Raw genomic sequence first — 19,955 nt, 5'->3', positions numbered from 1 at the left:
AGGTGCAGCGTACGGTCAGCGGGCGGCGGAACCGGGTCAGCCGGGCGCGGGTTCCGGATCGGGCTCACCCGGAACGGACGGCTCCGGCTCGGGGTCCGGCACCGGCGCAGCTGCGATGGTCGCGCTCGGCGGGTTCGGGTCCTCGTGCCCGTCGACGATGGCCGCGACGACCACGTAGTTCGCGAGGAGCGAGTCCTCGACCGTCGGCAAGGCGTTCGGCGCGTAGACCTGACCGCCGCCGCAGGGCCGGTCGACCAGGCAGAACGACACGCGGTAGCCCGAGGGCTGGTACCCGCTGTTGCTCGGCGCCGCGTTCACGGTGACCTGGGTGCCGGCGGTCATCGAGTCCGGGAGCGTCGCACGTGTCTGGACCGGTCGGAGTCCGTCCACCGTGCTGCCGCTGCCGCAGAAGTTCGACGTGCCGTCGGCACACGCCACCACGGTCACGCTGACCGCAGACCCGAAGGCCACGCCACTCACCCACGAACCGTTGGCGCCGAACGACACGAGGCCGCCGCCGTTCACCGAGTACGCGAAGTGGTCGATCGATCCGTTCGGGCTCGCCTGGGCGCGCGGGTTGCGGATCCGGATCGCGTAGGTGCCGTCGTCATCGCTGAACTTCTCCACGGCGATGTTGGCGGACGCGGTACCCGGTGCCGCGTACCCCTGGACGGACGCCGCACGGCTCGGCGTGCAGAACAGGCCGTTGTCGGCCAGTGCGACGTACTGGAAGTTCCCGTTCGAGCTCAACGTGTCCGTCGCGCTGCTGCCGTCCCACTTCTTGTCCGAGCCCGTGGTCGTGCAACCGCCGGGGATGTCGACGCCCGGCGGGTAGCGGACGATCGTGAGCGTCCGACCGCTGCCGGCCCAGTCGCTCTCCGTCGCGCTCAGCGAGACCGTCGTCTTCCCCGGGGACTGGTCACGCGTCGCGTTCAGCGTCGGGGCCGCGGGCGTCCCGACGGCCGTGCCCGTGGCCGATGCCGAGTTCCACTGCACGACGGTGCCGTTGCGGTCCGCGTCGTTCCGGGCCGAGATCGTCACCTTGTACTGCGCGGCGCTCTGGGCTCCGGTGAACGAGGTGCTCGTCGCCGTGCCGGTGTGCCGGGTACCGGACAGCCCCGGTCCCTCGATGGTGACGATGTAGTCGTCGACCGCGCTGCCCCGGTTCGGAGCGGGAACGGCCTTCCACGCGACGTCGAGCTGGTTCGGCGTCGACCCGTTCGGTGTGACGGTGATGCCCTTCGGCGGCGCCGGCACGTAGTCGGCGCTGATCGGGGCCGAGCTGCCCGACGGCTTCGAGTCGCCGATCGCGTTCGTGGCGATGACCTGGAAGCGGTACGACGCCTTCGGGTCGAGGCCCGTCAGGGTGCAGACCGTGGCGGTGCCGCAGTTCTTCGCGACGCCGTTCGTGCCGGTGACGCGGTACCCGGTGATCGGCGAGTTGTTGCCCTGCGGGGTCGACCAGGTCAGCGTGGCCTGGCCACCGTCGTAGGACCCGGTCCGGGTGGGCGTGCCGGGGGCGTCGGGGACGTCCTGCACCGAGATCGTCACGTCACCCCAGACGTAGCGGTCCGGGTCGTTCGTGGCGTCGGCGACCTGGTACTGCAGGTGGGCGTCCACCGGCTTGGCGCTGTCGGAGACGCGGACCTGCAGACGGGTGCGGTCGCCGCTCGGGGTCACGGAGACGCCGCTCGGCAGCCCGCCGGACAGACCACGGATGTTCACGACGCGCAACCGCTGTCCGGGGAACGGGTTCGTCGGCTGGTCGTTCGTCAGGACGTCGATGGTGGTCGTCGCACCGCGCTTGGTGATCGACCGGTCGGCGCCGGGTTGCACGAGCGGACGCGTCGAGGCCACGACCCCGACGGTCACGGTGCCGGCACGTCCGGCGTTCGCGTCGTCCTGCACCCCGATGCCGATCGACGCCGTGGTGTTCTTCTTCGCGGTGTCGGCGACCGTGATGGTCAGCTGCTGCTTGGAGATCGTGGCGGTGGTGCCGGCCGCTGGACGGCCGACGACGGAGTAGCGCAGCTCCGGCAGGTCCTTCGGGTACGGGTAGTCGGTGAGCTTCGTCAGGTCGACGGTGCGCGTCTCACCAGGCTGCATCTCGACCGCCGAGCCGGTGAACGCCGGCGGCTGGTTCGACCGCGGCGTCACGGTGACCGGGAGCACGAGCGTCGCGACCCGGCCCTTCCCGCCGTTGGCCGCGGAACCGTCCGTGACCTCGAACGAGATGGACGCGTTGCCGTAGTACAGCTTCGACGAGGTGAACTGCAGGGTCGACGAGTCCACGACCAGGCTCTGGCCGTTCGCGTGCGTCGCCTTCACCGTGCCGCGGTCCGTGATCTTCGCCGTCTGGCCGTTCGCGGTCACGACGTAGTCCTCGAGCGGGATCCGGACCGTCGCCTCGCTCTTCACGGTGACGGCACCGGCCGAGCGGTTGATCTGCGGCAGGGCGTCGTCGAACCCGGGGACGTTGATGAAGCCGTAGGACACGATGTCGGGGTGGTCGACCCGTGCGACCGAGAACGGGATGACCTGCGACTCGTCGGTGAGCCGGACCGTGATCCGTCCGTCGTCGGTGAGCCGTGCGGTGTCGCCGTAGCCGTCGACGATCCCGACCTGCAGGTCGGCAGCGGTGCCCTCGGCGAAGAAGACGTTCTCGAGCACGTCGACCGTCACGCTCTCGCGCCGCAGGATGTCCTGCAGGTCCAGGGTGGTGTCGTCGACCTCGGGCCGGAGGGGCTGCGCGTCCGGGTCGACCGTGACGGTGAGGAACGCGGTGCTCGATCCCCCGCTGGCGTTCGCCACCGTGTAGAGCACGGCGTAGTCGCCCGACTTCGCGGTCTTCGGGGGTGTGACCCGGATCTGCTGCTTCCGCAGGATCTTCGCCGACACGTCGTCGGCGGTGGGCTCGGCCGCCGACACGGTGAGCTGGCCGCCCTCGGGGTCGGAGTCGTTCTGCAGCACCCGCACGGTCACCGACCCGCCGGGGCGGATGGTCACGTGGTCGGCCTCGGCGACGGGGTTCGACGCCTGTTCGGCCCGGGGGGCGATGCCCACGCGGACGGTACCGGTGGCACGTGCGCCGAGGGCGTCGACCACCGTGTAGGTGAACTCGTCGGTGCCGGCCGAGTAGTCCCCCGCCTCGTAGGTCAGCGCGTCGGACGCGACGTCGGTGACGGAGCCCTTGTCCGGGTTCGACCCGACGCCGACGAGCTGCACCGAGTCGCCGTCCGGGTCGATCCCGTTCAGCGGCACCGAGATCCGCACCGACGAACCCGCCACGACCCGGGCGGTCACGGTCTGCGGGACCGGCGGGTTGTTCGTCGCGGCGTCCCGTTCGCGCACCGAGATCGAGACGGCGGCGTCGGCGTACTGGCCGTCCGGACCGGCGACCCGGTAGACGGCGGTGTAGTTGCCGGGGGTCTTCGGCGCGAGGTAGCGCAGGTGGTCGCCCGAGGCGAACAGCAGACCGCCGTCGCCGGGCACGTTCTGCACGAGCTCGGGCTCGAGGGTCAGGGGCTCGCCCTCGGGCTGGGTGTCGTTGTCGAGCACGTCGATGTTCGCGACGTCGCCGACCCGGACGGTCGCGCTGTCGGGCTGGGCGACGGGCGGCTGGATCCGGTCGGGCTTGGGGATCTCGACGACGGTGATCGTGCCGGTGGACGACGCCAGGCCGTTCGTCTCGGTGTAGCCGAACGACACCGGCCCGTCGAGCGGTGCGGTCAGCGTGACGCGCACGGTGTGCTGGTCGAGGATGCTCGCCTGGACCCCGCTGCCCCGCACCGGTCCGTCGAGGGCGGTGACGAGCAGCACCCCGCCCGCCGGGTCGATGTCGGTCGCGGTGACGTCGGTGTCCTTGCTCGACAGCGTGTTGACGAAGACCGTCTTCGGGGTCGTGATGGGCGCGGTCGAGGCGTCCGGCGGCGCGAGGATCGTGACCCGGACGATGCCGCTCGACGTCTTCACACCGTCGGTCACGGTGTACTCGAGCTGGTGGTCGCCGGCACTCGCCCCCTGCACCCGGAACGTGCCCGCGTCGTAGCTCGGGGTGACCGTCAGCCCCGCCGACGACGACACACTCGTGAGGGTCACGGTGCCGTTGCCGCCGCGGACGTGGTCGAGCGGCTCCACCGTGAAGGCCTTGCCGGCGTAGCCCTGCACCGGGAACGGGTCGGCACGCAGCGGCACACTCCCCTGCTTCGCCACGCGCTCGGTCACCGAGCCACGGCCGTCGGCGCGTCCGTCGCTCACGACGAGCTGCACGGCACGGTCACCCGTCCGGCCGCTGTCCGCACGGAAGTCGAGCAGCCCGTCCGGGGTGGTCGACACCCGGTCGCCGTCCGAGGCGGTCGCGGACTTCAGGTACACCGGGTCGCCGTCGGGGTCGACCCAGTCGCCGAGCACGCTGCTGACGACGTGTCCGTTCTGCACCACGTCCGCCGAGGTGTCGCGCACCTGCCGCGGGGCCTCGTTCTGCGACTCCGGCCGCACCGTGACGCGGACGGTCGCGGTGTCGGATCCGCCGTTGCCGTCGGTGATCGTGTACGGGAAGGTCACGGTGCCGGTTGCGCGCGACGACAGCGTGACCTGCAGCCGTTGGCCGTCGGCGACGATGGCGACGCGGCCGGCGGACTCCGAGATGGACCCGACCTCGCTCACGATGATCGGGTCACCGTTCGGGTCGTAGTCGTTGAGCAGGACCGGGAGGCTCGTGGTGCGTCCCGGACGAGCGCCCAGGTCGTCGTCCACCGCCACCGGCGGCTTCTGGTCCTTGTCGACCTCGGGGTCGTCGTCGGAGACCTGCTCCTGCTGCTGCTCGTCGTCCTGCTTGATGAGGTCGGCCCAGTTGTCGATGAGCTGGCCGCTGCGGTCGATCGCCCAGGAACGACCGCTCGACGGGTCGTTGGCGACGACGGTCTGCCCGTTGTGCAGGATCTGCATCGTGCTGGTCCCGCCGGTGCTCGCGAGCCGCTGGAGGGCGTTGCCGTCGCAGGTGTCGATCGCCTGGCCACCGGCCCACGCCGCGTAGGTGCAGGACCCGTCGACGTAGGGGCGCGCCGCGCGCCCGGACACCTGGAGCGCGGTGGCGTCGACGGACCCCGAGGCGCTGACCCGGACGAGTCCGGCGGTGCCCGCGACGGTGACGTCGGACGAGGTGTCCGACGATCGCTGGAGCGCGGGTGACGCGCCGACGCGGTCGCCGAGCTCCACGGTGCGGCCGTCGATCGACAGGGCGCCGCTGGTGCGGTCGAGCACGGCCAGGTGGCCGTCGAAGGTCGCGACCTGGAAGTCGTCGGTGCGGTCCATGTCGACCTTCCACCGTTGGTCGACGGACAACGTCGACCCGACGTCGACGAGCGATGCCGTGCCGGTCTTCGCCGAGTACACCGCGACGTGTCCGTCCGAGGCGTCGAAGACGGTGTCCGCACCGAGCGTCAGGTCGGCCTTGGTCGAGGCATCGAACTCGGCGAGGTCGGCCGCGGGCGTCGCCCACAGCTCGCCGGTGTCCTGGTTGCCGATCACCGCGGTGTCCCCCGCGAAGAAGACCTGGGGTGTCCCCGCGGGCAGGGTCACGGCGTCGCCGACGGTGGCGTCGGCGACGTCGACCTTGGCCACGGTCCCCTTGGTCTGGTCGACGCTGTAGACCATGGACCCGCGCTGCAGCACGGCCAGGTCGTCGCTCGCGGTCTCGACGGCGGTGTTCAGCTGGAGGACCCCGGTGTTGGCCCGGCCGACCGCTCCGTACTCGGCGGAGGGCACCCAGACGGTGCCGTCCCCGAGGTCGACTCGTTGCGTGTGGTACCCGGTCGAGACGATCGCGGTCGTCGCGACGACCGCGGCGACCAGGACGGAGACCCCGGTGGTGACGGCTGCGGATCGGTGCTTCGCGACGAGCGCGCGGATCACCCGGTGCTCCCGACGGTCGCGCACTTCTGCGCGCTCGCTGCACCGGTCTTGCCGTCGCGGTTGACTGCGACCGCGATGCACTCCTCGTCGCCGCGCTGCCCGGAGACCACGAACGTGGTGCCGGTCTGCTGGCTGGAGGCGCCGTTCGACGAGATGACGTAGGTGTCGCCGCTCTTGAGACCCGGGTCCGCCCACGAGAACGACACCGACTGCGCCGACGGCTGTGCGCGGACGTCCGCCACCACGGGGATCGCCCCGGCGCCGAGCCGCCCGACGACGACCACGGTCGCGATGGCGAGGGCGGCGACCACGACGACGGCGAGGGACGTCGCCCAGACGAGTGTCGACCGGGTGCGTCGACGAGCACGTGTGACCGATCCGGTGCGGTGGACGGTGCCGACGCTCTGCGAACCGCCGGCGACGACGCCGCCCTGGACCGCGCGACGGGTGCGGCGACGGGCGCCGACCCGCGACGGCGGCTGGAGCTCCCGGATCATGGTCCGGTCGCCCTCCGGGGTCGGGGTCGCGATTGCCCACGCCTCGACCGCGACGTCGGCCGCGGTCTGCGGGATCCCGAGCTCGGCCTCGACCTGCTGGAACCCGCGCACGAGTTCGAGTACGGCCGTCGGGCGCGACGGCACCTTGCGGGACAGCGCGGTGGCGAGCAGGCGCTCGAGCGACGGTGGGACGTCGGTGCGACCGGTGGGCTTGACGCCGCCCTTGTCGATCCGGCTCATCAGGTCGCTCGCACCGTTCTTGCCGCCCCGGACCTCGAACGGGCTGCGGCCGGCGAGCAGGGAGTACACGGTGGCGGCGAGGGAGTACACCTCGGACTGGATCGTGCCGCGGGACTCGTCGATCAGGACCTCGGGAGCCGACCACGGGATCGACATGCCGATGGGCTCGTCCGGGTCGGTCCCGCCGATGGTGGCCGCGATGCCGAAGTCGGACAGCACGGGGTTGCCGTACGCCGTGAGCAGGATGTTCGACGGTTTGATGTCACGGTGGAGCACGCCTTCGCGGTGCGCGGTCTCGAGGGCGGACCCGATCCGGACACCGATCGAGAGCACCTCGGACACCGGGATCGGCTCCCGCCGGTACCGCTCGCTGAGCGACGAGGAGCACAGCTCCATCACGAGGTACGGACGTCCGTCGGCCGCCACGCTCGCCTGGAACACCGTCAGGATCGACGGGTGGGTGCTGAGCCGCGCCATCAGGTTGGCCTCGGCCTGGAACATCTGCCGGACGCGGTCGTCGACGACCTCGTCGAGCAGCACCTTCACCGCGACCTGACGACGCGGCATGTCCTGCTCGTAGAGGAAGACGTCGGCGAAACCACCGGAACCGAGGACGTGCACGGGGCTGAAGCCGCCGATCACGGGCGGGTTGGACGGCAGGCGACGCGCCATCGACATCTCCTCCCCGGCCGAGCGGCCAACTCTCTCGTCGTGGCACAGTCATTGTACGAAGCGCCGGTGACCGTCGATCCGCACACCGACCACCTGTGGACGGGCGCACTCCCCCAGTTCGGGGGGTCCTGTACCGACGGTCAGTGCCGCGGCAGGGTGTCCTCGAGGTCGCCGTCGTCCGGGGCGGCGTCGACCTGGAGCACCACGACGGTGACGTTGTCGCGACCCCCGGCGACGACTGCGTCGCCGACGAGGCGTTCGGCGAGTCCCTGCGCACCGGCTTCCCGCGCCGCGATGCGGGCGATGCCGGCGTCGCCGAGCTCCTTCGTCAGGCCGTCGGAGCAGACGATGTACCGGTCGCCCGCGCGGAGCGGCAGGGTCCACCAGTCGGGCGCCGGCGGTTCGCCGAAGCCGACCGCGCGGGTGATGACGTTGCTGTCCGGGTGCTGTTCGGCGTCCTCGGCCCGCAACAACCCGGCATCGACCATCTCCTGCACCACGGAGTGGTCCACGGTGACACGGCGCAGCACGCCGTCCTCGATCCGGTAGGTCCGGGAGTCGCCGACGTTGAAGACGAGGGCCGCCGGCTGCCCGAGTGACGCGACCAACGCGATGCCGGTCACGGTCGTGCCCGCTCCGATCGCGTTGCCGCCGGCTGCGCGCTCGATGTCAGCCGTGGCGAGCAGCAGCGCCCGCTGGATGCCCTGCCGCGTGGTGAAGGGCTCCTGCGTCACCTGCTCGAGTCGACGCACGACGGCGTCGCTCGCGCGGTCGCCGGCGAGGTGTCCGCCCATGCCGTCGGCGACGACGAAGAACGGCGCCCCGACGATGTAGCTGTCCTCGTTGTGGTCACGGCGACGACCGACGTCGGTCGCGGCTCCCCACGAGAGCGTCAGGGTGGCGCCGTCGGCACCGGGGACGTCGATGGCGTGCGCAGTCGCTGCTCGGCCGAGTTCGGTCACGTTTCAGGATCGCTCTCTGGGGGTTCGGGGCGTGCCGTGTGCTGTCTGGTCGGTGGGCCACGGGGGAACCGGTGGGAACCCGTCCGCCGTCGGTGCGACCCGGAGGTACGGCGAGAGGACCTCGATGGCGTTGCCGTCACCAACCTCGACTACCGTACCCGTCAGCGCGACGATCGACGCACCCGATGCCATGCGGTACACCGGCGCGCCGGCCGGTCGGACGACGGTTCCGTTCGTGGACCGCAGGTCCTGCACCACGACGGCTTCGCCCTCGGCGTGGATGCGGACGTGCGAGGACGACACCTGCCCGTTGGCGGACCGCACCGTCACGAGTTCCGGTTCGGGGCCGCTGGTGATCCGCGGCAGCGACGGACGCCGTCCGATGACGACCGGGTGGTCCAGGCGGAAGGTGCGGTCGCCGATGCGGATCGACGGCACACGCGCCGCGGGCGCGGCAGGGACGGACGGGAGGCCCGTGGCGGCTCCGGCGGGCACGCTCGGTCCGGCGGCGCTCCGGACACGGGCGCGGACGACCGTGTCCTCTGGGTCGGCTCCGTCGTCGGCTCCGTCGTCGGCACGGTCGCCGACCGGTCCGGACGGCTCCGTGCGCGGCCGGATGACGGTGTCACCGAGCACGTCGTCGAATCGATCGCCGTCACCGGCACCGCGGGGTCGCCGGATGACGGTGTCCTCGATGTCGTCGTCGCGCAACCGGAGCCCTTCGGATGTGGTGTCCTCCACCGTAGACGATCCGGTCGACCCGTCGCACCGCACCGACGGCCGCCCGCGCCGGTCACGATCGGTGCCGGTCACGACGGGGTCCGGCCCACGTCGGCGCACTGCCGGCCAGGACCGACCGCAGGACCAGCCCGGCGAGCGGGTCGTCGGCACGGGTCTCGAGGGCGTAACGCGCCCGTGTCTCGGCGCGGGCCGACGACCCGAGCGCCCACGCGCACCAGGCCCCGAGTGCGAGCGCACCGGCGGCTCCGGCCGTACAGTCCACTTGACCACCCTCGGCGCGCCAGACCCGCCAGGCCTCGGCACACCGGTCGCCGGCCGTGCGCAGCCGAGCACGGTCCGGTTCCGGTCCGAGGCCGTGCAACGCCGGCGGCGTCGGGTCGTCGAACGGGTCGAACCCCCGGATGGCCCGCGGATCCGGCTGGTCTCGGGCGGCGAGGAACGGGATGAGCGCCATGCGGGTCGACAGCGCACCGCAGGCGGTGACGATCGCGATCGCGCCGACGCGGGAGCCAGCGCCGACGCCGGACGTGACCAGCGCTGCGGCCGCTGCCGGGAGGGTGACCGCCGCCGCGATCTCGCGAGGGAACCGGACTGCGGTGTGGTCGGGGGTGTGTGCCGTCAAGGGGATCATGCACGCCATCGAAGCGTGATCCGGGCCTCCAGTCAGGCACGAACCGACCACCTGTGGACAGCAGCGCCCCGGCCCGACCTGTGGAGGACGGACCGGGGCGATGGTCAGACGGTGACGGGCTCCAGGCTCTCGGCGACCAGGTCCCAGCCGGAGTCGCTGCGTTCGACCACGACGCCGTTCGCGGCGGCCCAGTCGACCAGGTCGTCCATGGTCGCGACGACCGCTCCGGTGCGCGCGAGCAGCGCGACGAGTCGGCCCTTCGCCGTCTTGTTCCAGTGGTTCAACGCCCGCCGCCGACCGGAGCCGTCGATGCTCAAGACGCGCGGGGCGACCGCGTCCGGGACGGGACCGAGCTGGCGGTAGCCCTCGGACCGGAGGTCGAGCACCAGGCCGTCCGCCCGATCGGCCAAGACCCGGGACGAGGCCGCGGGCCAGTGCGACGCCAATCGGATCGTCCCGAGCCGGGAGTCGTGCGACAGGCGGTACGCCGGGATCGGGTCACCAGCACCGATCGGTCCGAACATGGCCGACTGCACGACCACGTGGTCGTGCCACCACGCCCGCGTCGACGCGTCGGCGGTCTGCGCGCCGAGGGGGTCGTAGAGCACCCCCGTGTAGCGCTCGATCGCCGGCATCGTGCCCGACGTGTCGAGTTCGAGGTTGCGGAACCGTTCGGCGATCGACTTCGGGCCGAGCTTCAGAGCCGTCCTGGCCGAGGACTCCTCGGAACTGACAGAGCGGGCCGCGGTGATCACCGCGGCCCGCTCTTCGGCCAGTTCCGGGAACGAGAGTGCACGCAGATCGAGCGTGCGGCTCGTGTCCCCACCCTCCCGCTTCGTCTCCGAAGGCGGGAGGAGGACGGTCAGTCCGGTCAGGACGCCAGCGCGGCCTGCCGCGCGACGATCGTCACCGTGTCGTGCTCCACCGACAGGAAGCCGTCTTCGGCGTCGACCGCGACGGTCGACCCATCGGCCCGCGTGATGCGGACCTGACCCTGCGCGAGGATCGCGAGCATCGGCTCGTGTCCCGCGAGGATGCCGATCTGGCCCTCTGTCGTGCGTGCGACGACCATGGTGGTGTCGCCCGACCAGACCTCACGGTCGGCCGAGACGACGCTCACGTTGAGACCCGCCATGTCAGCGGTTCTCCTTCTGGATCTGTGCCCACTTCTCTTCCACGTCGTTGATGCCACCGACGTTGAAGAACGCCTGCGTCGCAACGTGGTCGAACTCGCCGTCGGCGATGGCGCGGAAGGACTCGATGGTGTCCTTGAGCGGCACCGTGGAGCCCTCGACGCCCGTGAACTTCTTCGCCATGTACGTGTTCTGCGAGAGGAACTGCTGGATACGACGAGCGCGCTCGACCGTGATCTTGTCCTCTTCGGAGAGCTCGTCGACACCGAGGATGGCGATGATCTCCTGCAGTTCCTTGTTCTTCTGGAGGATCTGCTTGACGCGCGTGGCCGTCTCGTAGTGGTCGGCGCCCAGGTACCGCGGGTCCATGATCCGCGACGTCGAGGTCAGCGGGTCGATCGCGGGGTACAGACCCTGCGACGCGATCTCACGCGAGAGCTCGGTGGTCGCGTCGAGGTGCGCGAACGTGGTGGCCGGAGCCGGGTCGGTGTAGTCGTCAGCCGGCACGTAGATCGCCTGCAGCGAGGTGATCGAGTGACCACGCGTCGAGGTGATGCGCTCCTGGAGCACACCCATCTCGTCGGCGAGGTTGGGCTGGTAGCCCACGGCGGACGGCATGCGACCGAGCAGCGTCGAGACCTCGGAGCCGGCCTGCGTGAAGCGGAAGATGTTGTCGATGAAGAGGAGCACGTCCTGCTTCTGGACATCACGGAAGTACTCCGCCATCGTCAGCGCCGACAGGGCCACGCGGAGACGCGTTCCCGGCGGCTCGTCCATCTGGCCGAACACGAGGGCCGTCTTGTCGAAGACCCCCGCCTCTTCCATCTCACCGATGAGGTCGTTGCCCTCACGGGTGCGCTCACCGACACCGGCGAACACCGACACACCGCCGTGGTCCTGCGCAACGCGCTGGATCATCTCCTGGATGAGGACCGTCTTGCCGACGCCCGCACCACCGAAGAGGCCGATCTTGCCACCCTGCACGTACGGGGTGAGGAGGTCGATGGACTTGATGCCGGTCTCGAACATCGAGGTCTTCGACTCGAGCTGGTCGAAGGCCGGGGCCTTGCGGTGGATCGGCCAGCGCTCGGTGATCTCGAGCTTCTCGTCCGTGTTGAGCACGTTCCCGAGGACGTCGAAGACCTTGCCCTTGGTGACGTCGCCGACGGGGACCGAGATCGGAGCGCCCGAGTCACGGACCTCCTGGCCACGGACCAGGCCGTCGGTCGGCTTCAGGGAGATGGCACGGACCAGGTCGTCGCCCAGGTGCTGGGCGACCTCGAGGCCGATCTCCTGCGACGAGTCACCGATGGTGATGGTCGTGAACAGGAGGTTGTACATCTCCGGGATTGCGTCGTGGGGGAACTCGATGTCGACGACGGGACCCGTGACACGGGCGATCCGGCCGACACCGGGCGCCGACGACGTCTCGACCGCGGTGGTTGCGGTGTCGGTCATGGCTGGTGCCTTCCTGAGGGTGGGTATCTGTCCGCGAACGACGCGGACTACTTCTTCTTCGACGAGAGGGCGTCGGCGCCGCCGACGATCTCGGAGATCTGCTGCGTGATCTCCGCCTGACGCGCGTTGTTCGCGAGTCGGGTGAAGTCACGGATCAGCGAGTCCGCGTTGTCGCTGGCCGCCTTCATCGCCTTCTGACGGGCGGCGTGCTCGGAAGCAGCCGACTGCAGCATGGCGTTGAAGATGCGGCTCTCGATGTAGACCGGGAGCAGCGAGTCGAGCACCGCATCGGCGTCCGGCTCGAACTCGTAGAGCGGCAGGGGCTCGTTGCCCTCGGGCTCCTCGACCCCTTCGACGACCTCGAGGGGCAGCAGGCGAACGACCTGCGGCTCCTGCGTCGCCATGCTGAGGAACCGGTTGAACACGATGTGGATCTCGTCCACGCCGCCCTCTGCGGTGTCCTGGAGGAACTTCGACACGACGGCGTCGCCGATCTCCTTGGCCGTCGAGAACTCGGGCTGGTCGGTGTTGCCGACCCACTGCTGCTCCGACGCACGCTCACGGAACGCGAAGTACCCGACGGACTTGCGGCCGACCAGGTAGTAGACGACGTCCTTGCCCTCGCTGCGGAGCAGGGAGGCGAGCTCCTCGCCCTGCTTGAGGACGTTCGTGCTGAACGCGCCGTTCAGGCCGCGATCCGAGGTGAAGAGCACCACGGCCGCACGGGTCGAGGACTCCGGCTCGGTGGTCAGCACGTGGTCGACGTTCGAGAACGTCGCCACGGCCGACACCGCACGCGTCACGGCTCGCGAGTACGGGCCGGACGCAGCCATGCGGGCCTGCGCCTTCTGGATCCGCGACGCCGAGATCAGTTCCATCGCGCGAGTGACCTTCTTCGTGGTCTTCGCGGACTTGATTCGCTGTCGGTAGACCCGGACCTGCGCTGCCATCTAGCGACGACCCTTGACGATCTGCTCCTGGTCGACGTCCTCGGCGTCTGCCGCATCGAACTGCTCGGAGCCGAGGGTCTTGCCGTCGCTCGTCTGGAAGCTCTTCGAGAACTCGTCGATCTGCTTCGACATCTCGGCGACGGTCTCGTCGCTGAGCTGGTTCGTCTCGCGCAGGGTCGTGAGGACCTCGGAGTTGCGACGCAGGTGGTCGAGCAGTTCGGACTCGAAGCGCAGCACGTCCGGCACCGGGACGGTGTCGAGCTTGCCGTTGGTGCCGGCCCAGATCGAGACGACCTGCTCCTCGACCGGGTACGGCGAGTACTGCGGCTGCTTGAGGAGCTCGGTCAGGCGGGCGCCACGGTCCAGCTGACGACGCGACGCCTGGTCGAGGTCGGACGCGAACATCGCGAACGCCTCGAGGGAGCGGTACTGCGCCAGCTCGAGCTTCAGCGTGCCGGAGACCTTCTTGATCGACTTCACCTGGGCGTCACCACCGACGCGGGACACCGAGATGCCCACGTCGACGGCCGGACGCTGGTTCGCGTTGAAGAGGTCCGACTGCAGGAAGATCTGGCCGTCGGTGATGGAGATGACGTTGGTCGGGATGTACGCCGAGACGTCGTTCGCCTTGGTCTCGATGATCGGGAGACCCGTCATCGAACCGGCGCCGAGCTCGTCGGACAGCTTCGCGCAACGCTCCAGCAGACGGGAGTGCAGGTAGAAGACGTCACCCGGGTACGCCTCGCGCCCCGGCGGACGACGCAGGAGGAGCGACACGGCGCGGTAGGCCTCGGCCTGCTTCGACAGGTCGTCGAAGATGATGAGGACGTGCTTGCCGGAGTACATCCAGTGCTGGCCGATGGCCGAGCCGGTGTACGGGGCGAGGTACTTGAAGCCGGCCGGGTCGGACGCCGGGGCGGCGACGATGGTGGTGTACTCCATCGCGCCGGCGTCCTCGAGCGCACCCTTGACGGAGGCGATCGTGGAACCCTTCTGACCGATGGCGACGTAGATGCAGCGGACCTGCTTGTCCTCGTCGCCGGACTCCCAGTTGGCCTTCTGGTTGATGATCGTGTCGATCGCGATGGCCGTCTTGCCGGTCTGGCGGTCGCCGATGATCAGCTGACGCTGACCGCGGCCGACGGGGATCATCGCGTCGATGGCCTTGATGCCGGTCTGCAGCGGCTGGTGGACCGACTTGCGGGCCATGACGCCGGGAGCCTGGAGCTCGAGGGCGCGACGGCCCTCTGCAGCGATCTCGCCGAGACCGTCGATCGGGGCGCCGAGCGGGTCGACGACACGGCCGAGGAAGGCGTCGCCGACGGGGGCGGAGAGGACCTCACCCGTGCGGGTGACCTCCATGCCCTCTTCGATGCCGGCGAACTCGCCGAGCACGATGGCGCCGATCGAGTCTTCATCGAGGTTCTGCGCGAGGCCGAGCGTGCCGTCCGCGAAGCGGATGAGCTCGTTGGCCATGACGCCGGGGAGGCCCTCGACGTGCGCGATGCCGTCGCCGGCGTCGGTGACGTGCCCGACCTCGGCCGTGGAGGCCTTCGTCGGCTCGTAGTTCGAGACGAAGTCCTTCAGGGCATCACGGATCTCATCGGGGCTGATGGTGATGTCTGCCATGGGATTTTCCTTGTGGTTTTCCGGGGCCCTTCGGCTCCGAGAGGGTGACGCTGCCGGACTCGGCAGTTCCCGTTGTGGACTTGGGAGGAGCGGCTTCGACCGTACGCCTAGCCGGCGAGCTGGAGCCGGAGCTCCGAGAGCCGCGTGGACACGGTGCCGTCGATGACGTCGCCGCCGATCTGCACCCGGACCCCGCCGACGACCGTGGGGTCGACGACCTGGTTGATGCTGATGTCCTTGCCGTAGCGCTCGGCCAGCCCGCGTGCAACGCGTGCCGACTGGGCGGTCGTGAGTGCCGTGGCGGTGACCACGGTCGCGACGAGCTTGCCGTCCTGCTCGGCCACGATGCGCGAGGCATCGCGGACGAGTTCACCGATGCGGCGGCCGCGAGGCTGCTGCACGAGCGCGGAGACGATCGTCACGGTCTGCTGCGACGCCTTGGGGCCGAGGAGCCGCTCGACGAGCGCGCCCTTCTGCGCCGCGCTGCCGAGCTTCGTGCCGAGTGCCAGCTCGAGGCCGGCGTCCGAACGGACAGCGGTCTCGAAGGCGAACAGCTCGGACTCGATCGGCGAGTCGGTACCCGCGGTGGCGGCGACGGCGCGGATGCCCGCGTCCTCGATGCCGGCGAGCAGGTCCTGGTGCGAGGACCAGCGCGAGCCGGCCACCGCGGTCAGGACCGCACGAGTCGCGTGCGACTGACCGGCGAAGACGCGGTCGATGAGGACCTTCTTGCCGGCCGGGTCGGCCGTCGGGTCGGACAGCAGCCCGAGCAGCTGCGGCGCACCGGCGATCGCACGCCCGGAGGCGAGGATCTCGGCACCCACGGCCAGGTCGGCGCTCGAACCGAGGTCCGAGAGCACCGCCCTGGTGGACGCGAGTGCTTCTCTGGTAGCGCTGCGCATGCTCAGTGCTCCCCCGTCTTCGTGGCCTGCGAGGCCTCGAGGTCGGCGAGGAAGCGGTCGACGACTGCCGACGACTTGGCGTCGTCCTTGAGCGATTCGCCGATCACACCGGACGCGAGGTCGAGGGCAAGGGTGCCCACCTCGGACCGGAGGGACTGGACGGCGCTCTGACGCTCGGCTTCGATCTGCGCCTGGGCGTTGGCCGTGATGCGTGCTGCATCGGCCGCTGCCTGCTCGCGGACCTCGTTGCCGATCGCCGTGGCGTCGGCGCGGGCCTGCTCACGGATGCGGGACGCCTCGGAGCGGGCGTCGGCGAGCTGCTTGTTGTACTCGTCGAGCGCAGCAGCGGCCTGCTCCTGAGCAGCCTCTGCCTTCTTGATGCCACCCTCGATGGCCTCAGTGCGCTCATCGAGCATCTTCGTGATGCGCGGCGTGACGACACGCCACATCACCAGGAAGATGATGACGAAGGCCACCGCGGACCACACGATGTCGTACACCGGCGGAATGAGGGGGTTGTGCGTCTCCTCCGCCGCGATGATGAGTGCGTTGTGCATCGAGGAACCTTAGTTGGTGAAGATGAAGTACGTGGCGATGCCGATGAAGGCCAGGGCCTCGGTGAAGGCGATACCGATGTACATGAGGGTCGTCAGGCGGCCCTGGAGCTCGGGCTGGCGGGCGACGGACTCGATCGTCTTGCCGACGACGATGCCGACACCGATGGCCGGGCCGATCGCAGCGAGGCCGTAGCCAACCGTCGCGATGTTGCCGTTGATCTCCGCGAGAACGGTCGTTGCGTCCACGTGTTTTCCTTTCGAGGTGCGGGTCCGACGGTTGCCGGTCCCGTAGGGGGTCAGTGAGGAATCAGTGCTCGTCAGCCAGCGCCAGCTGGATGTAGACGGCGGTGAGGAGCATGAAGACGTAGGCCTGCAGCAGCGCGACGAGGATCTCGAAGAAGCTGAACGCGATGCCGAACGCGAGGGTCCCGACACCGAAGGCCTTGAAGCCGAGCGAAGCGTCGAAGAAGAAGAACTGCGTCGCCGAGAAGAACAGGACGAGCAGCAGGTGCCCGACGACCATGTTCATCAGGAGTCGCAGGGTGAGCGTCACCGGACGGAGCACGAAGGTCGAGACGAGCTCGATCGGCGTCACGATGATGTAGAGGAACCACGGCACCCCGGGCGGGAAGAGCGAGTTCCGGAGGAACGTGCCCGGGTGCTTGCGGAGGCCGGCGTAGATGAACGCGACGTAGGCGACGATCGCGAGGATCATCGGCATCGCGATGCGACTGGTGCCGGCGAGGTTCATGCCCGGGATCAGACCGGTCAGGTTCATGAACAGCACGCCGAAGAAGATCGTCGCCAGGAGCGGCAGGAATCGCTTGCCGTCCTTCTCTCCGAGGTTGTCGAAGGTGTTGCGACGAACGACGTCGAACGCGTACTCGATGAACGCCTGACCGCGGTTCGGGACGAGCTTCAGCGCGCGGGTTCCCACGAAGGCGAACACCAGGAGCACGGCGACGGCGAAGAAGCGGATGAGGACGACCCGATCGATCTCGAACGGCGTCCCTGCGAAGAAGATCGCATCCGGGAAGAACTCGTTGATCGACGGACCATGGAACTCGGCGGCCTTGCTGCTCCCCGCCGCAACGGTGTCAACCGCAGCAGAGAGGGACAGGGGAAGAGCGTGGGATAGCAGCGCTGTCTCCTGTGTCGGCGCGCGCACATCATGGCACGCGATGGTGGACGTTGTGGAGGCTTGCCCGCTCCGAGCGAAAGGCTCCGGTGGCGGACTCCGAGAAGCCTATCAGGTGCGAGAGGCTTCCCGGCTTCTCAGTTGCGGGGGGTCGGGTTCTCAGCGTCCGCGGAGCCACCGGACCCGTCACCGGGCAGCTGCACGCCGATCGGGATGCGGGCCTTCGCCACCGCGACAACGTCGATGACCAGGGACCCGACGACCCCCGCGATGATCACGATCGCGAGCACCGGGAAGTCCACCCAGGTACGGTCCTTCAGCGCCACCAGCAGCACGATGAACACGATGAACTTGAGCAGCCAGGTGCCCATCACGATGCCGAAGAAGGCACCCGAGATCATCTGCCCCTTGGACACTCGTAGCGCGACGAGGACACTGACCGCGGTGAGGCCGAGGAACACCACGCTGAGCACGGCTCCGAGCAGGCCGCCGACGAGCCCGGGAGTGTCGGCGACGAGCAGCCCCACGACTCCCCCGACGATCGCCAGGGCGACCGCGAGCACCGCGCCCCACGTGATGATGCGGCGGAACACCGGCCGGACGTGGTCGAGCGCGTTCGGTGCGGTCACGTGATGTCTCCTGGGATCGTGCGGTCGTTGGCGGCCCGGTCGAGCGGGTCGAGGCTGGCGTCCACCACGGCGGCGGAACGGTTGGCGGTCTGGGCGGCGATCTCGGTGCGCTTCCGGCCGAGCGGCGCGAACGTGGCGACGGCGCACACGGTGAAGCCGACCGCGACGAAGGCGACCACCCAGTACCAGTCCACGAACAGGAACAGCATGCACCCGACCGCGACGGTGGCGGTCCACGCGTAGAAGATCAGCACGGCGTGGAAGTGCGAGTGCCCCATGTCGAGCAGGCGGTGGTGCAGGTGCTTGCGGTCGGCCGAGAACGGTGACTTGCCGGCGCTGAGCCGCCGGGTGACCGCCAGGCCGAAGTCCAGGATCGGCACGATCAGGATCGCGAAGGGCAGCAGGATCGGGATGAACGCCGGCAGCAGCGCCTGGCGTGTCTGCACCGCTGCGGGATCGATGTTGCCCGTGACCGACACGGCGCTGGTGGCCATCAGGAAGCCGACGAGCAGCGCTCCGGCGTCGCCCATGAAGAGCTTCGCGGGGTGCCAGTTCAGGATGAGGAACCCGAAGCAGGAGCCGACGAGCACCGCGGTCAGCAGTGACGGCAGGTTGAAGAAGAACTCGGTCTGCACGACCACGCGGTTGATGAAGAACGTGTAGAGGAAGAACACCCCGCCGGCGATGATCGCGACCCCGGCGACCAGGCCGTCGAGTCCGTCGATGAAGTTCACCGCGTTCATCACGAGCACCACCGCCAGCACCGTGAAGATCAGGCTCATGTACGACGAGCCCACGCCCAGGGTGTTGCCGATCGGCAGCGACACGATCGCGACGCCCTGCCAGGCGAGGATGCCCGCAGCGATGATCTGCCCGGCGAGCTTCGTCATCCAGTCGAGGTCCCAGATGTCGTCAGCGACACCCAGCACCACGATGATCGTCGCGCCCCCGAGCACCGCCAGCACGCGCCCGGGTTCGGAGAACACGAGCCGGAAGTAGTCGGTCCCCGCGATCGACGGGAACAGGAACCACGCCGCCAGCAGCGACACGATGACGCCGATGTACATCGCGATCCCGCCGAGGCGCGGAGTCGGCGTGCGGTGCACGTCTCGCTCGCGCACCTGGGGGTACCACTTGTACTTGAGACCGAGCTTCCACACCAGCACGCTGACCAGGAAGCTCACGACCGCGGCGATCGCCCCCGCCAGCAGGTAGTACTTCATCCGACGAGGTCGGCTCCGACGACCCGGATGATCTCGTCGTCGGAGATCACCCCGTGCCGGACGATGCGGAGCTTCCCGCCGTCCGACAGCCCCGTCGCGTCGACGATCGTCGACCCGGTGGAGGCCTCGAAGCCCTCGTGCTCCCCGATCGCGCCGCCGTCCAGGTACACGGCGACGCTGTCGCCGAGCATCCGCTCCGCGGCGTCGACGTCCATCGCCGCCGGATCGCCGGTCGAGTTCGCGGACGAGACCGCGAGCGGACCGACCTCTTGCAGGAGCTCGAGCGCGATCCGCGAGTCCGGCATCCGCAGGGCGACCGTGCCCCGCGTCTCGCCGAGGTCCCAGTCGAGCGACGGCTGCGCGCGCAGGATCACGGTCAGGCCGCCGGGCCAGAACTCGGCGACGAGGTCGCGCACCTGCTGCGGCACGTCGCTCGCGAGCGCATCGAGCGTCGGCGGGCCGGGGATCAACACCGGCGGCGGCGACTGCCGCGTCCGGCCCTTCGCGTCGAGCAGCCGCTGGACGGCGGCCGCGTTGAAGGCGTCCGCGGCGAGGCCGTAGACGGTGTCGGTGGGGACGACGACGAGGTCTCCGCGCCCGAGGGCGGCACGTGCGAGCCGCATCCCGGTCAGGAGCCCGTCGGAGTCGGTGCAGTCGTATCGGGATGCCATGACTCGACG

At 69.8% G+C, this 19,955-nt stretch carries 17 protein-coding genes; all 17 read right to left on the bottom strand.

Annotation, left to right across the window (positions count from 1 at the left end):
* Positions 1-36: 36 nt before the first annotated feature.
* Complete coding sequence (locus EDF53_RS14790) at positions 37-5,937, bottom strand: Ig-like domain-containing protein (RefSeq protein WP_123294287.1); 5,901 nt, start codon at positions 5,935-5,937, stop codon at positions 37-39.
* Entirely contained in the window at positions 5,910-7,322 is a 1,413-nt protein-coding gene (locus EDF53_RS14785; protein WP_123294437.1) for a serine/threonine-protein kinase, read from the bottom strand. The genes EDF53_RS14790 and EDF53_RS14785 overlap by 28 nt, the downstream gene beginning before the upstream one ends.
* Positions 7,323-7,462: 140 nt before the next feature.
* Positions 7,463-8,284, bottom strand: coding sequence for a PP2C family serine/threonine-protein phosphatase (locus tag EDF53_RS14780; protein ID WP_123294286.1), 822 nt, complete (start codon positions 8,282-8,284; stop codon positions 7,463-7,465).
* Positions 8,285-8,287: 3 nt separating this feature from the next.
* A complete protein-coding gene (locus tag EDF53_RS19715) occupies positions 8,288-9,025 on the bottom strand; it encodes an FHA domain-containing protein (protein WP_260215821.1) in 738 nt (245 codons plus the stop codon).
* A gap of 52 nt (positions 9,026-9,077) precedes the next feature.
* Positions 9,078-9,656, bottom strand: a complete 579-nt coding sequence (locus tag EDF53_RS19710; RefSeq protein WP_165900971.1) for a hypothetical protein — start codon at positions 9,654-9,656, stop codon at positions 9,078-9,080.
* Positions 9,657-9,760: 104 nt separating this feature from the next.
* Positions 9,761-10,522 (bottom strand): YaaA family protein, encoded by a 762-nt coding sequence (locus tag EDF53_RS14765; protein WP_123294284.1) that lies wholly within the window; start codon positions 10,520-10,522, stop codon positions 9,761-9,763.
* Between the two features lie 5 nt (positions 10,523-10,527).
* Entirely contained in the window at positions 10,528-10,791 is a 264-nt protein-coding gene (locus EDF53_RS14760) for a F0F1 ATP synthase subunit epsilon (protein ID WP_017885743.1), read from the bottom strand.
* Between the two features lies 1 nt (position 10,792).
* A complete protein-coding gene (gene atpD, locus EDF53_RS14755) occupies positions 10,793-12,247 on the bottom strand; it encodes a F0F1 ATP synthase subunit beta (RefSeq protein WP_065959250.1) in 1,455 nt (484 codons plus the stop codon).
* Between the two features lie 47 nt (positions 12,248-12,294).
* A complete protein-coding gene (locus EDF53_RS14750) occupies positions 12,295-13,197 on the bottom strand; it encodes a F0F1 ATP synthase subunit gamma (RefSeq protein WP_123294283.1) in 903 nt (300 codons plus the stop codon).
* Positions 13,198-14,826, bottom strand: coding sequence for a F0F1 ATP synthase subunit alpha (atpA, locus tag EDF53_RS14745; protein ID WP_123294282.1), 1,629 nt, complete (start codon positions 14,824-14,826; stop codon positions 13,198-13,200). It lies immediately after the preceding gene.
* 107 nt (positions 14,827-14,933) lie between these two features.
* Positions 14,934-15,728 (bottom strand): F0F1 ATP synthase subunit delta, encoded by a 795-nt coding sequence (locus EDF53_RS14740; RefSeq protein WP_123294281.1) that lies wholly within the window; start codon positions 15,726-15,728, stop codon positions 14,934-14,936.
* 2 nt (positions 15,729-15,730) lie between these two features.
* Positions 15,731-16,285: a F0F1 ATP synthase subunit B gene (locus tag EDF53_RS14735; RefSeq protein WP_123294280.1), complete on the bottom strand. Its 555-nt coding sequence runs from the start codon at positions 16,283-16,285 to the stop codon at positions 15,731-15,733.
* Positions 16,286-16,294: 9 nt separating this feature from the next.
* Positions 16,295-16,531 (bottom strand): ATP synthase F0 subunit C, encoded by a 237-nt coding sequence (atpE, locus tag EDF53_RS14730; protein ID WP_027465781.1) that lies wholly within the window; start codon positions 16,529-16,531, stop codon positions 16,295-16,297.
* A 61-nt stretch (positions 16,532-16,592) separates the two neighbouring features.
* On the bottom strand, positions 16,593-17,453 hold the full coding sequence (gene atpB, locus EDF53_RS14725) for a F0F1 ATP synthase subunit A (protein ID WP_333925860.1): 861 nt from the start codon (positions 17,451-17,453) through the stop codon (positions 16,593-16,595).
* A 107-nt stretch (positions 17,454-17,560) separates the two neighbouring features.
* Positions 17,561-18,052 carry a hypothetical protein gene (locus EDF53_RS14720; protein ID WP_123294279.1) on the bottom strand — a complete coding sequence of 164 codons (492 nt, stop codon included), beginning with the start codon at positions 18,050-18,052 and terminating at the stop codon, positions 17,561-17,563.
* Positions 18,049-19,275, bottom strand: a complete 1,227-nt coding sequence (locus EDF53_RS14715) for an MraY family glycosyltransferase (protein ID WP_123294278.1) — start codon at positions 19,273-19,275, stop codon at positions 18,049-18,051. The genes EDF53_RS14720 and EDF53_RS14715 overlap by 4 nt, the downstream gene beginning before the upstream one ends.
* The gene (locus tag EDF53_RS14710; protein WP_123294277.1) at positions 19,272-19,946 is read right to left on the bottom strand and encodes an L-threonylcarbamoyladenylate synthase; all 675 of its coding nucleotides are present in this window, start codon (positions 19,944-19,946) and stop codon (positions 19,272-19,274) included. Before EDF53_RS14710 ends, EDF53_RS14715 begins: the two co-directional genes overlap by 4 nt.
* Positions 19,947-19,955: the final 9 nt, after the last annotated feature.

Origin of the sequence: Curtobacterium sp. PhB78, assembly GCF_003751685.1 — a bacterium.
Taxonomy (GTDB): Bacteria; Actinomycetota; Actinomycetes; order Actinomycetales; family Microbacteriaceae; genus Curtobacterium.
The sequence above is the reverse complement of the archived record's forward strand: the minus strand, read 5'-3'. Positions and strand labels throughout refer to the sequence as shown.

Excerpts from the sequence above, each read along its gene's own strand:
- atpD (WP_065959250.1), bottom strand. The coding sequence starts at position 12,247 with ATGACCGACACCGCAACCACCGCGGTCGAGACGTCGTCGGCGCCCGGT.
- EDF53_RS14715 (WP_123294278.1), bottom strand. The coding sequence starts at position 19,275 with ATGAAGTACTACCTGCTGGCGGGGGCGATCGCCGCGGTCGTGAGCTTC.
- atpA (WP_123294282.1), bottom strand. The coding sequence starts at position 14,826 with ATGGCAGACATCACCATCAGCCCCGATGAGATCCGTGATGCCCTGAAG.
- EDF53_RS14750 (WP_123294283.1), bottom strand. The coding sequence starts at position 13,197 with ATGGCAGCGCAGGTCCGGGTCTACCGACAGCGAATCAAGTCCGCGAAG.
- EDF53_RS19710 (WP_165900971.1), bottom strand. The coding sequence starts at position 9,656 with ATGATCCCCTTGACGGCACACACCCCCGACCACACCGCAGTCCGGTTC.
- EDF53_RS14710 (WP_123294277.1), bottom strand. The coding sequence starts at position 19,946 with ATGGCATCCCGATACGACTGCACCGACTCCGACGGGCTCCTGACCGGG.
- EDF53_RS14735 (WP_123294280.1), bottom strand. The coding sequence starts at position 16,285 with ATGCACAACGCACTCATCATCGCGGCGGAGGAGACGCACAACCCCCTC.
- EDF53_RS14760 (WP_017885743.1), bottom strand. The coding sequence starts at position 10,791 with ATGGCGGGTCTCAACGTGAGCGTCGTCTCGGCCGACCGTGAGGTCTGG.
- EDF53_RS14740 (WP_123294281.1), bottom strand. The coding sequence starts at position 15,728 with ATGCGCAGCGCTACCAGAGAAGCACTCGCGTCCACCAGGGCGGTGCTC.
- EDF53_RS14785 (WP_123294437.1), bottom strand. The coding sequence starts at position 7,322 with ATGGCGCGTCGCCTGCCGTCCAACCCGCCCGTGATCGGCGGCTTCAGC.